We start from the raw sequence: 12,790 nt of genomic DNA on the forward strand, positions 1-12,790 counted from the left end.
GGTTCCTTCCCCGGGGACTGCTGGTCACCCCATTCTAAGTGGGCGTACTACCGCCGCCCAGGGGGACGACGCCGCCGCGTGGCCGTGCGCGCGGCGTCGTCGTGCGTCACCTGCCGCCACCGGCGCCGAGGCGGGCCGGGTACTCTGAGGGGCAGTATCCACACGTGTCCACCCCCTCGGAAGGAAACCCGGACCCCCATGGCTGCACAGAAGAAGACCTCCGGCTCGTCGGCGTCGGACGACGCCCGGGAGCGGGCCCGTCGGATCGCGGACCAGCAGTCCCGTCGCTCCAGCGGCAGGCCCACCGGTCTGATCATCGGCATCGTGGCGCTCGTGGTTGTCATCGCGCTGATCATCGGGCTGGTCGTGTGGCAGAACAACAAGGCCACGATCCCGGACGCGGGGCCCGTTCCCGCGAGCTCCAACCAGTACGGCGGCATCACGCTCACCAAGGACGGGATCGCCAAGAACACCTCGGACGTCCAGGAGCGGGACCTCTCCCAGCTGCCCGCGGCGGAGGAGAGCCCGGACACCACCAAGACCCCCCTGGGGATCGTGGACAAGGACAAGGCGGCCAGCAACGGAAAGCCCGTGCAGCTCGTGATCTTCCAGGACTTCGAGTGCGTGCACTGCGCAGATTTCGAGAAGGAGAACGCGGACACCATCAAGAAGGCCGTGGACTCCGGGAAGGTGGAGGTGGAGTACCGCAACCTCAACTTCCTCGACAAGGCCACACCGGACCAGTACTCCTCACGCTCCGCCAACGCCGCCTACCTCGTGGCGGAGCAGGTGAGCACCGACCAGTACATGGACTACGCCCAGGAGATCTTCACCCACCAGGGCAGCGGCGGGCTGAGCAACGCCGAGATCGCGGAGATCGCCAACAAGCACGGCGCGAACATCTCCGCGGACGACCTCGACGAGAACACCTACCGCCCGCTCGTGAACGTTGTTGCCCGCGAGGCCGTGAACAATGGCGTGGCCGGGACGCCCACGATCTACGTGGACGGCAATCGTTTCGAGCAGGGCACCTTCTCGGACGTGCTGGACAAGGCGGTCAAGGCCAAGAAGTAGCCGTGGCGCCCATGCCCGGAACCAATGTGAAGAACCCCGGCCGTCCAGGACGACCGGGGTTCTTCGCGTTCCACGGGAGCCCCCTGCCGGATTCGAACCGGCGACCCTCTGTTTACAAGACAGATGCTCTGGCCATCTGAGCTAAGGGGGCGCTGCGCTCCCGCCACGGCCGGCCGGGGTGCACCAGCACCGCCTGCCGCGCCCGCACGGGACCGCTCCATGATACTGGACAAGTCGCGGGCGCCCGCGCACCCCCGGATCCGCAGGGCACTCTGCCGGGTGCACGGGTGGCTGGTGTGACTGAGCCAGGCCTCACTCACTATCCAGGCCGGGCGAAAGGTGCTTCCATGGGCCACATGGAAATCAAGGGAAGAATGGCAGAAGCGATCACCGAGCAGATCACCATGGAGCTCCAGGCGAGCGTGGTCTACCGACAGCTGTCCATCGAGATGGACGTGGCGAGCCTGCCCGGGTTCTCGCAGTGGTTCCGTGCGCAGGCGGCCGAGGAGGTCACCCACGCGGAGAAGTTCATCGACCACGTGGTGGACCGCGGCGGTGACCCGAAGATCGGCAGCATGAACGGGCCGACCCTCGAGGACACCTCTCCGCTGGGCTGCTTCCAGGCGGCCCTCGCCCACGAGCGCGAGGTCTCCGAGTCCATCCGCAACCTGTACCGGTTGGCGCAGGAGGAGGGCGACATCGACGCCATGCCCCTGCTGCACTGGTTCATCAGCGAGCAGCTCGAGGAGGAGGCCAGCGTGGAGGAGATCGTGGACCAGGCCCGCCTGGTGCACAACGACGGGCCCGGCCTGCTGCGTCTCGACGCCGAGCTGGGGTCCCGCGAGGTCGAGAGCGACTGAGCTCCCCGCGTGACGAACGACCGGCCCTGCTCCTGAGGAGCGGGGCCGGTCGTCTGTCACCGGTGTCCCTCTGGGCCTTGTCCGGCACGGGGTGCGGGAAGGGGCGCTACTCCTGGGTGATCTCCACGTCCGCCTGCTCCCGGCGCCCGAAGGCCCACAGCAGCAGCTCGGCGGGTTCGCCGCGCACGATCTGCACCCGGCGCGCGGACTTCTTGCCCCCTCGCACGGCACCGAACCCGGCGGCGATCAGCACCACCGACTCGGGCTCCTTGCGCAGCAGCGCGGGGCCGGCCAGCTTCAGCATGCTCCACAGGGCCTTCTGCTCGTCGTTGAGCAGCTGCCGGGCGTGCCACTGGGGCTGGGCGCGGCGGACGTCCTCGTGGTGGATGAAGAACTCGCCGGTGTTCATCCGCTTGTCGATCGGGGACCAGCGCCCCGGCGAGTGCAGCGGGGGCCGCTCCACGAGGTTCACGAGGTCCTCCCACGGCATCTGGCGGTACTCGGCGTCCACGGTCTCCGCGTGCTTGCCGAGCACCGGCAGCCTGGGCGAGAACATCCCCGGGACGGCGTCCGGGCGCGCGTCGCGAATGGCCAGGTGCACCGCGAGGTCCCGCGTGTGCCAGCCCTCGCACAGGGTGGGGGCGTCGGGGCCCACGCGTCGCAGCAGCGCCGCGAGGTGACGGCGTTCGACGTTGGCAAAGTTGGTCACGGGAGCATCCGATCTGCTGTGGGTGAACGATCACGTCCACGGTAGACGCGCTCGGCGGGGGTTGTCACTGGCCCAGCGCCGCAACGGGCGGGTCGGTGTGTCGGGCTCAGGCCGGGGGCTCGGTCCCGGGGCCCGGGGAGGTGACTCGGCCGGCGTCGTCCGAGGACGACGACATCGCGGGGCCGGTGGCCGAGGCGGCCGGCGCCGACGGGGCGGGTGTCTCGGCGGAGTCGGGGTCCGTTGTCGTCGGCGGCTCCTCGGAATCCTGGGTCGCCTGCGCGAACTGGGCCCGGTAGAGCTGCGCGTAGGCGCCGTCGGCCGCGACCAGCTCCGCGTGCGATCCCTGCTCCACGATCCGCCCGGACTCCATGACCACGATGGTGTCCGCGTCCCGGATGGTCGAGAGACGGTGGGCGATGACGAACGAGGTGCGGTTCTCGCGCAGCGCGGCCATGGCCTTCTGCACGAGCAGCTCCGTGCGGGTGTCCACCGCGGAGGTCGCCTCGTCCAGGATGAGCAGCGAGGGCCGGGACAGGAACGCCCGTGCGATCGTGATGAGCTGCTTCTCACCGGCGGAGACCGAGGTCTCGTCCTCGGTGAGCACGGTGTCGTAGCCGTCCGGAAGCGCCCGCACGAAGCGGTCCACGTAGGTGGCCTTCGCGGCGGCCACGACCTGCTCGTCCGTGGCGTCCTGTCGGCCGAAGCGGATGTTCTCCATGATGGTCCCGGTGAACAGCCAGGCGTCCTGCAGGACCATGCCCACCTGACGGCGGAGGTCGTCCCGCGCGAGGTCCCGGATGTCGATCCCGTCCAGCAGGATCCGCCCGCCGTCGATCTCGTAGAAGCGCAGCACCAGGTTCACGAGCGTGGTCTTGCCCGCCCCGGTGGGGCCCACGATGGCCACGGTGCGCCCGGGCTCCACGTGCAGGGAGAGGTCCTCGATCATGGGCGGTTCGCCCGCGGTGGCGGCGTCCTTGTCGTAGGAGAAGTCCACGTGCTCGAAGCGCACCTCTCCGCGCAGCCGCTCCGGCAGCCTGGCGGTGGGGGTCTCCGGCTCCTGCTCCGGCGCGTCCAGCAGCTCGAAGGTGCGCTCGGCGGACGCGATCCCGGACTGCAGCTGGGTGGCCATGCCGGCGATCTGGGAGAGGGGCTGGGTGAACTCGCGCGAGTACTGGATGAAGGCGGTGGCGTCCCCGAGCGTCAGCTGGCCGGAGGCCACGCGCAGCCCGCCCAGCACGGCGATGCCCACGTAGGACAGGTAGGAGATGAACTGCATGACGGGCATGATCGTGCCGGAGAGGAACTGGGCACCGAACGCCGCCCGGTAGAGGTCCTCGTTGCGCTCGTCGAACTGCGCCTGCATCTGGCGCTGCCGGCCGTAGGCGTGCACGAGCTCGTGGCCCGAGAAGGACTCCTCGATGTGCCCGTTGAGCACGCCCGTTGCCTTCCACTGCCCGGCGAAGAGCTTCTGGGAGCGGGAGCCGATCACCCCGGCGGCCACCGCGGACAGCGGCAGCGCGAGCAGGGCCACGAGCGCGAGCTGCCAGGAGACGGCGAACATCATGATCACGATCCCCAGCACCGTCAGCACGTTCTGGACGAGCTGCGCGAAGGTCTGCTGCAGGGCGGTCTGGATGTTGTCGATGTCGTTGGTCACGCGGGACATGACGTCCCCGCGCTGGCGCGTGTCGAAGTAGCTCAGGGGCAGGGCGTTGAGCTTGCGCTCGATCTCCGCGCGCAGGTCGTAGACCACGTGCATCACCACGCGGTTGAGCACGTAGCCCTGCAGCCACATCAGCGCGGAGGCCACGGTGTACATGGCGAGCACCAGCAGGATCAGGGCGCCCAGCCGTCCGAAGTCCACGCCCTGGCCGGGGATCAGCTCCATGGCGGAGACCATGTCCGCGTAGGTGTCCTGCCCCTGGGCGCGCAGCCCGGCCGCCACCTGCTGCTGGTCCGCGCCCGCGGGCAGGGAACGGGCGACGACGCCGGCGAAGATCACGTCCATGGCGCGGCCGAGCACCCGCGGGGCGAAGACTCCGAGGAGCACGGAGCCGAGCACCGCAGCCACCACCACGCTCAGGGCGGCGCGGTGCGGCGAGAGCAGCCCGAGCAGGCGGCGGGCCGAGGACCAGAAGTTCTGCGGCTTGGCGGCCGGCTGGGGGTCGTGGCTCACTTCTCGCCTCCGGTGGTCTGTTCGGCCGAGAGCTGGGACGTGACGATCTCCCGGTAGGTAGGGCTGTGCTCGACGAGTTCCGCGTGGCTGCCGCGGGCCGTGACACGGCCGTGCTCGAGCACCAGGATGAGGTCTGCGTCCGCGATGGTGGAGACCCGCTGGGCCACGGTGACCACGGTGGCGTCCCGGGTCACGGGCCGCAGGGCCGTGCGCAGGGCGGCGTCCGTGGTGACGTCGAGGGCGGAGAAGGAGTCGTCGAAGACGTACACGCGGGGGCGGGCCACGAGCGCGCGGGCGATGCTCAGCCGCTGCCGCTGGCCGCCGGAGACGTTGGTGCCGCCCTGGGAGACGGAGGAGTCCAGCCCGTGGGGCATCGCCCGGACGAAGTCCTCCGCCTGGGCAACCCTCAGCGCCTCCCACAGCTCATCGTCCGACGCGTCCTCCCGACCGAAGCGCAGGTTCTGCGCGACGGTTCCCGAGAACAGGAAAGGCTTCTGGGGCACCAGCCCGATCCTCCCGGCGAGGTCCTGCGGGGCGTAGTCCGGCAGGGGGACGCCGTCCAGCAGCACGCGCCCGGCCACGGGGTCGAGCAGCCGGGGGATCAGACTCACGAGGGTGGTCTTGCCCGAGCCCGTGGCACCCACCACGGCCACGGTGGTGCCGGGCTCCGCCGCGAAGTCGATGTCCTCGAGCACCGGAGCCTCGGCTCCCGGGTAGCGGAAGCAGACGCCCTCGAAGCGCACCCTGCCCTGGGTGGGCGGTGCGACGGCCGGGTGCAGGGGCGGATGGATGCTCGGCTCGGTGTCGAGCACCTCGCAGATGCGTTCCGCGCACACGATGGCGCGGGGAACCATCATGAACATGAAGGTGGCCATCATGACGGACATCAGGATCTGCAGCATGTACTGCAGGAAGGCGGTGAGCGCGCCCACCTGGATCTCGCCCTGGTCTACCCGGTGCCCGCCGAACCACAGCACGGCGGCGGTGGCGAGGTGCATGATCATGTTGACCACGGGGAACATCAGCACGAACAGCGCCCCGATGCGCAGCGAGATCTCCGTGAGGTCCTGGTTCGCGCGGCGGAAGCGCTCGGTCTCGAACGGCTCCTTCACGAACGCGCGGACCACCCGGATGCCGGTGATCTGCTCCCGCAGCACCCCGTTGATGCCGTCCAGGCGTTCCTGCATGGTGCGGAACCACGGCATGAGCTTGGCCATCAGCAACCCGAGCATCACACCCATCACGGGGATGGAGACCCACACGAGCCATGACAGCCCGGCGTCCTCGCGCAGGGCCATGACGATGCCGCCGATGCACATGATGGGCGCCATGATCATGAAGTTCAGCGACATCAGGGTGAGCATCTGGATCTGCTGGACGTCGTTGGTGTTGCGGGTGATCAGCGAGGGCGCCCCGAACTGGCCGACCTCGCGGGCGCTGAACTGCCCCACCCGGCGGTAGACGTCGCGGCGCAGGTTCCGGCCCACTTCCATGGCGGTGCGCGCACCGCACCACACCGCGATCACGGCGCTGACGATCTGGCCCAGGGCCACGGCCAGCATGAGGGCACCGGTGCGCCAGATGAAGTCCGTGTCACCGCGGGTGACGCCGTCGTCGATGATTCGGGCGTTGAGGCTCGGCAGGAAGAGGGTGGCCATGGTGGAGAGCAGCTGGAAGACCAGGACGCCCACGATCCACGGGAGGTAGGGGCGGGTGGAGGTGCGCAGAAGACGCAGCAGCTGCATGGCGGACGGTCCTGACGCTGGGCGCCGAGGGGCGCGGTGACTGGTGCGGCCAATATACGCGGGGTCGCCGACGCGCTCGGACCGCCCCGCTGGGGCCGGCACCACCGCGCTCCCGGGCCCGTGCCCGCGCCGTGACCCCTGCTTCCAGAAACCTTGGCCACCATCTCCCTTGCAACAATGCGGAAATGTGGGGTGAGGGGTAGTAAAACCACATAAACAGACATAAGCTCACATTCACAGGGGGTGTCACCGCCGTCACTCCCCGTCCGTGAGGTGAAGATGTTCGCTGCAGAACGCCACGAGGAGATCGCTCGCACCGTGGCCCGGGAGCGCCGTGTCAACGGTGCCGAGCTGGCCAGACGGTTCGAGGTCACCATGGAGACCGTGCGCCGCGACCTCGCGGTGCTCGAGTCCCAGGGTCGGCTGCGCCGCGTGCACGGCGGCGCGGTGTCGGTGGACCAGTCCACGAGCGGGGAACAGGGGATGGACTCCCGGCAGCGACAGGCCGCCGCGGAGAAGCGCAGCATTGCCCACAGGGCGCTGGAGGTTCTCGAACGGGCCGAGGCCGGGGCCGTGGTGCTGGACGCGGGAACCACCGTGGAGGCGCTCGCGGAGCTGCTGCTCGCCCGCGACAACCACCTGCCCGGCGGCCAGGAGCAGCTGGTCATCACCCACGCCCTGCACATCGCCGCCAAGCTCGCGGACGCCCCGGGGGTGGGACTCGAACTCGTGGGTGGTCGGATCCGCAAGCTCACGTGGGCCGCCACCGGATCCCGGGCCGCCCAGCACTACGACCAGCTGCGCCCGGACCTCGCCTTCGTGGGCTGCAACGGCGCCCACGCCCAGTTCGGACTCTCGACCCCGGACCCCATCGAGGCGGTGGTCAAGTCCGCGATCGTCCAGGCCGCCCGCCGCGTGGTGGTGCTGTGCGACGCCAGCAAGCAGGACCAGGAGACGCTCACCCGGTTCTGCTCACTCGAAGAGATCGACACGTTCATCACGGACCGGGCCCCGGTGGGGGACCTGGCCCAAGCCCTCGAAGACGCCGATGTGGAAGTGGTCCTCGCATGATCATCACCGTGACCCTCAACCCCTCCGTGGACCGCACGGTGGACCTCTCGCAGCCGCTGCGGCGCGGGGAGGTGCAGCGCGCCAGCGGCACCCGCCAGGACCCCGGTGGCAAGGGCGTGAACATCTCCCGCGCGCTCACTGCGAGTGGCGAGCAGACGGTCGCACTCGCACCGGGGGACGCTGCGGACCCCCTGTTCACGGGGCTCGACGCCGCCGGTGTGCGCTACGAGAACGTCCCCCTCGGCGCGCCCCTGCGCTCCAACATCACGATCACCGAGCCGGACGGGACCACCACCAAGATCAACGAGCCCGGGCCCCCGGTCGACCAGGACACCGTGGAGCGGATCGTCGAGCGCATCGTGGCCCGGGGTGCGGGCGCCTCCTGGCTCGTGTGCGCGGGGTCGGTGCCCCCGGGCCCGGCGCCGGACATCTACGCGGTTCTCGCCGCCCGGGTGAAGGGTGCGCTGGGAGCCGCGGCTCCGTTGCTGGCCCTGGACACCTCCGGTCAGCCCCTCTACGAGGCCCTCACGCCGGGGCTGCCTGTGCTGCCGGACGTCATCAAGCCCAACGGCTTCGAGCTCGCCGAGTCGCTCGGCCGCACCGACGGCGCGCTCTTCGAGAGCGATCCCCGGGCGGCCGCCGAGGCCGCGCAGGAACTCGTGGCCCGCGGAGTGGGCGCCGTCCTGTGCACCCTGGGCGGCAACGGCGCCGTGCTGGTGACGCCCGAGGGTGCGTGGCACGCCGTGCACGAGCCCGTGACTGTGCGCTCCACGGTGGGCGCGGGGGACAGCGCGCTGACGGGGTACCTCGTGGCCGCCCAGCGCGGTGACGCCCCCAGCGAGTGTCTGCGGCAGGCCGTGGCCCACGGCTCCGCGGCGGCGTCGCTGCCCGGGACCCAGATGCCCACCGTGGCGCAGACCAGGCCCGACGCCGTGCGGGTCACGGACCTCGGCCTGCCCCCCGTGGGGCGTGGCACCGCGCACCCGGGAGCAGCCGACGACGCCGCGGCGTCGCCGTCGCCCACGCACCAGACCCCCGCGGGGCCCGACGCCGTCCTCGACCTTTCGGACGGGACCAGCGGCGCACGCCGCGCCGAGCCCCGGTCCTGACCACCCCAGCGCGCCCCACGGGACGCACCCAAGGAGCCTGACATGTCAGATCTCATCAACACCGGACTGGTCCTGCTGGACCGGGACCTGGGCGGATCCACGGACAGCGTGATCCGCGCACTGGCCGCCACCGTGCACGCCGAGGGGCGGGCGAAGGACACCGACTCCCTCGCCGCGGACGCGCTCGCGCGGGAGGCCAAGAACGCCACGGGCATCCCGGGCGGCATCGGCATCCCGCACTGCCGTTCGGAGGCGGTCACCCAGGCGACCCTCGTCATGGCGCGGCTCGCCCCCGCCGTGGACTTCGGCGCGAAGGACGGCCCCGCGGACATCGTCTTCTTCATCGCGGCCCCGGCCGGTGCGGACCAGGAGCACCTGAAGCTGCTCTCCAAGCTGGCCCGCTCGCTCATGAAGAAGCCCTTCGTGGCGTCGCTGCGGGCAGCGCAGTCGCCGCAGGAGGTCGTGGACATCGTGGACCGGGCCCTCGGCCTGGCACCCCCGGCCGACGACGCCGCCCCGGCCACCGCCGCGGGCACCTCCGGTGAGGGGGCCGCGGCCGCACAGGGCACGGGGGCACCAGCCGCCGCCGGCTCGACCGCCGCCGCAGCTGCGGGGACTCCCGCCACCGGAGCGGCCGGCACCAGTGCGGTCGGCAGCAACGCCGCCGGGACCAGCGGAGCAGGAACCTCGGCAGCTGGAACCGCCGCGGCCGGCACCGGGGCGGCCGCCGCGGAAACCGGGACGGCGCCGGCCGGACCGCGCCACATCGTGGCCGTGACCGCGTGCCCCACCGGCATCGCGCACACCTACATGGCCGCGGATGCGCTGAGCAACACCGCCGAGGAGATGGGGGTGGACCTGCAGGTCGAGACCCAGGGCTCCTCGGGCGCCACGCGCCTGAACCCCGCGGTGATCGCCTCCGCCGAGGCCGTCATCTTCGCCACGGACGTGGACGTCCGCGAGCGCACCCGTTTCGCGGGGCTGCCGTACATCGCCTCCGCCGTGAAGCGGGGGATCGACGAGCCGCGGGAGATGATCGAGGAGGCCCTCGCGGCCGCGGACGACCCCCGCGCACCGAAGGTCACCGGTGACGGGACCGACGCCGCCGCGGCCGTGACGGGCAGCGAGGGCTGGGGCTCCCGCATCCGCAAGGCCGTGATGACGGGCGTGAGCTACATGATCCCGTTCGTGGCCGCGGGCGGTCTGCTCATGGCCATCGCGTTCATGATCGCGGACCCCGTGCTGGTGGCCCAGCAGGCGGACGACATCCTGGGGACCGCGACGCTGGGCAATCTCGGCGACGTGTCGCTGGGCATGTACCTCGGCGCCGTGCTGTTCAAGATCGGCAACCTGGCGATCAGTCTGCTGGTCCCCGCGCTCGCGGGTTACATCGCCTACGGGCTCGCGGACCGTCCGGGCATCGCTCCGGGCTTCGCCGCCGGTCTCGTGGCGAACTTCATGGGCGCAGGCTTCATCGGCGGCATCGTGGGCGGTCTGCTCGCCGGCCTGTGCGCGTACTGGCTGACACTGCCCAAGCTGCCGCGCTGGCTCGGCTCGCTGATGCCCGTGGTGATCATCCCGCTGCTGGCCTCGCTGTTCGCGGGCGGACTGCTGTTCCTGGTGATCGGCGGGCCCATCGCCATGTTCATGACCTGGCTGACCTCCGTGCTCGCCGGCATGAGCGGCGCCTCCGCCGTGACGCTGGGTGCCGTCCTGGGCCTGATGATGTGCTCTGACCTGGGCGGTCCCATCAACAAGGTGGCGTACTCCTTCGCGGTGGCCGGTCTCGGTGCCGCGACCGCGACCAACACCGCCCCGCAGGAGATCATGGCCACCGTGATCGCCTCGGGCATGGTTCCTCCGCTGGGCCTGGCCCTGGCCTCGACCGTGCTGGGCCGCAGGTACTTCACGGCGGCCGAGCGCGAGAACGGCAAGACGTCGTGGCTGCTCGGCGCGTCCTTCATCTCCGAGGGTGCGATCCCGTTCGCCGCGGCGGACCCGCTGCGCGTGATCCCGGCATCCATGCTCGGCGGTGTGGTCACCGGTGCCATGACCATGGCGTTCGGAGTCACCTCGGCAGCCCCGCACGGCGGCATCTGGATCCTGCCCGTGATCGACGGCCGCCTCGCGTTCGTGGCGTCCATCCTGGTGGGCACCGTGATCACCGGCGTGGTGGTGACCGTCCTCAAGCGTTTCGGTCACGTGGAGAAGAGCGTGGGTGAGGTCCCGGGCGTCCCGCAGACCAAGCAGACAGTGGAGGTGTGAGAACCATGAGCGAGCAGGACATGATGAACGAGCAGCCGCGGCGGGACACGCTGCACGGCGTGGGCGTCAGCCCGGGACGCGTCATCGCGCCCCTGGTGCACATGGCGCCCGCCGTGAGCGAGCCGCCGGAGGACGAGGCGCTGGAGGGGGACGCGGAGACCGCGACTGACCGTCTCAAGGCCGCAGCGCTCGCCGTGAAGGCGGGGCTGAAGGAGCGCGCCGCGCGGGCCCGTTCCGAGTCCGCCGCGGAGGTGCTCAAGGCCACTGCGCTGATGGCAGGGGACAAGGCGCTCGTGAAGAACGCGAGCAAGCTCGTCACGGAGCAGCGGCTGAGCCCGGAGCGCGCGCTGTGGCAGGCCGCGACCGCGTACGCGGACCAGATGCGCGCCATGGGCGGCTACATGGCTGAGCGTGCCGCGGACATCGAGGACGTGCGGGCGCGCATCGTCGCCGAGCTGCGCGGTGAGGATGCCCCGGGGGTGCCGCAACGCCGTGAGCCGTTCGTGCTCACCGCCGAGGACCTCGCACCCGCGGACACCGCGGTGCTGGACCCGGACGTCGTCGTCGCGCTCGTCACCGCGTCCGGCGGCCCGCAGTCGCACACCGCCATCCTGGCCCGCAACCTGGGACTGCCGGCCGTGGTGGCGGTCGAGGGTGTGCTCGACGTCGCCGGGGAAGCGCCCGTCTTCGTGGACGGTGCCGCAGGGACCGTTGTCGTGGCCCCCGGGGAGACCGAGCAGGAGGCCGTGCGGGCGTGGCAGCGCGCGTCCGAGCAGCTGGCGTCCTTCGCCGGGCGCGGCGCGCTCTCGGACGGCACGGTGGTCCCGCTGCTCGCCAACGTGGGCACGGGCGACGACGCCCGGGCCGCCGCGGAGGCCGGTGCGGAGGGCGTGGGCCTGCTGCGCACCGAGTTCTGCTTCCTGGGCCGGGACAGCGAGCCCACCGTGGAGGAGCAGGCGGATGCGTACACCGAGGTCTTCGAGGCGTTCCCGGGGCGCAAGGTGGTCGTGCGCACGCTCGACGCAGGCGCGGACAAGCCCCTGCCGTTCCTCACGGACGCCACCGAGCCCAACCCCGCGCTGGGCGTGCGCGGCTACCGCACGGACTGGACCACCCCGGGCGTGCTGGAGCGCCAGCTCGAGGCGATCGCCGTCGCCAAGCAGCGCAGCACCGCGGACGTGTGGGTCATGGCTCCCATGATTGCGACCGTGGGGGAGGCAGCCCGCTTCCACGACCTCGTGGTCGCGGCGGGTCTGAAGGTCAGCGGCGTCATGGTGGAGACTCCCGCCGCCGCGATCACCGCGGAACAGATCCTGGAGCGCGTGGACTTCGTGTCGCTGGGGACCAACGACCTCACGCAGTACACGATGGCCGCGGACCGCATGCTCGGCTCCCTGGCCGATCTGAACTCCCCGTGGCAGCCTGCCGTGCTGCGAATGATCCAGGCCACCGCGCGAGGGGCTGCACAGGCCTCCGAGCGCGGCGGGGAGCACAAGAACGTGGGCGTGTGCGGCGAGGCTGCCGCAGACCCGGCGCTCGCCGTGGTCCTCGTGGGACTGGGGGTGGACACGCTGTCCATGAGCCCGCGGTCCCTTGCCGCGGTCTCCGCCGTCCTCGCCCGCGTGGACGCCGCTGAGGCCCGGCGGCTCGCGGAGCTTGCGCTGCACGCGACGAGTGCCCAGGAGGCGAAGGAGGCGGTGCGGGCCGAGCTGCCCGTGCTCGCGGACCTGGGACTGTGAACCCGCGCGGCGGCCCTCGCCCACAGCCGGGCAGCGCCGCCG

9 protein-coding genes and 1 tRNA gene are annotated in these 12,790 nt (G+C 71.3%); 6 read left to right on the top strand and 4 right to left on the bottom strand.

Going from position 1 to position 12,790, the window contains the following annotated elements; translation table 11 throughout:
• Positions 1 to 198 precede the first annotated feature (198 nt).
• The gene (locus tag ABD264_RS11885; RefSeq protein WP_094393534.1) at positions 199 to 1,074 is read left to right on the top strand and encodes a DsbA family protein; all 876 of its coding nucleotides are present in this window, start codon (positions 199 to 201) and stop codon (positions 1,072 to 1,074) included.
• Positions 1,075 to 1,151: 77 nt separating this feature from the next.
• On the opposite strand, the gene ABD264_RS11890 is transcribed toward ABD264_RS11885, so the two are convergent.
• Positions 1,152 to 1,225 (bottom strand) — tRNA-Thr (locus tag ABD264_RS11890).
• Positions 1,226 to 1,430: 205 nt separating this feature from the next.
• Here ABD264_RS11890 and ABD264_RS11895 point away from each other — a divergent pair.
• Positions 1,431 to 1,934, top strand: a complete 504-nt coding sequence (locus tag ABD264_RS11895; RefSeq protein WP_055085070.1) for a ferritin — start codon at positions 1,431 to 1,433, stop codon at positions 1,932 to 1,934.
• Positions 1,935 to 2,040: 106 nt separating this feature from the next.
• Here the strand turns inward: ABD264_RS11895 and ABD264_RS11900 are convergent, their stop codons facing one another.
• The 3 genes from ABD264_RS11900 to ABD264_RS11910 form a co-directional block, all read right to left on the bottom strand.
• On the bottom strand, positions 2,041 to 2,643 hold the full coding sequence (locus ABD264_RS11900) for a TIGR03085 family metal-binding protein (RefSeq protein WP_303106500.1): 603 nt from the start codon (positions 2,641 to 2,643) through the stop codon (positions 2,041 to 2,043).
• Positions 2,644 to 2,749: 106 nt separating this feature from the next.
• Positions 2,750 to 4,819, bottom strand: a complete 2,070-nt coding sequence (locus ABD264_RS11905) for an ABC transporter ATP-binding protein (RefSeq protein ID WP_303106501.1) — start codon at positions 4,817 to 4,819, stop codon at positions 2,750 to 2,752.
• Positions 4,816 to 6,564, bottom strand: coding sequence for an ABC transporter ATP-binding protein (locus tag ABD264_RS11910; RefSeq protein ID WP_344206235.1), 1,749 nt, complete (start codon positions 6,562 to 6,564; stop codon positions 4,816 to 4,818). The genes ABD264_RS11905 and ABD264_RS11910 overlap by 4 nt, the downstream gene beginning before the upstream one ends.
• 279 nt (positions 6,565 to 6,843) lie before the next feature.
• On the opposite strand from ABD264_RS11910, the gene ABD264_RS11915 reads away from it, so the two are divergent.
• From ABD264_RS11915 to ptsP, 4 genes are read left to right on the top strand one after another with little or no spacing between them, the layout of a single operon-like run.
• Positions 6,844 to 7,635, top strand: a complete 792-nt coding sequence (locus ABD264_RS11915) for a DeoR/GlpR family DNA-binding transcription regulator (RefSeq protein ID WP_144942434.1) — start codon at positions 6,844 to 6,846, stop codon at positions 7,633 to 7,635.
• Positions 7,632 to 8,744, top strand: a complete 1,113-nt coding sequence (locus tag ABD264_RS11920) for a 1-phosphofructokinase family hexose kinase (protein ID WP_344206238.1) — start codon at positions 7,632 to 7,634, stop codon at positions 8,742 to 8,744. Before ABD264_RS11915 ends, ABD264_RS11920 begins: the two co-directional genes overlap by 4 nt.
• A gap of 42 nt (positions 8,745 to 8,786) precedes the next feature.
• Positions 8,787 to 11,009, top strand: coding sequence for a PTS fructose transporter subunit IIABC (locus ABD264_RS11925; RefSeq protein ID WP_344206240.1), 2,223 nt, complete (start codon positions 8,787 to 8,789; stop codon positions 11,007 to 11,009).
• Positions 11,010 to 11,014: 5 nt separating this feature from the next.
• A complete protein-coding gene (gene ptsP, locus ABD264_RS11930; protein ID WP_238694081.1) occupies positions 11,015 to 12,748 on the top strand; it encodes a phosphoenolpyruvate--protein phosphotransferase in 1,734 nt (577 codons plus the stop codon).
• The last annotated feature ends 42 nt before the right edge of the window (positions 12,749 to 12,790 follow it).

The sequence above is a fragment of the Kocuria salsicia genome, assembly GCF_039532055.1.
Lineage (GTDB): Bacteria > Actinomycetota > Actinomycetes > Actinomycetales > Micrococcaceae > Kocuria > Kocuria salsicia.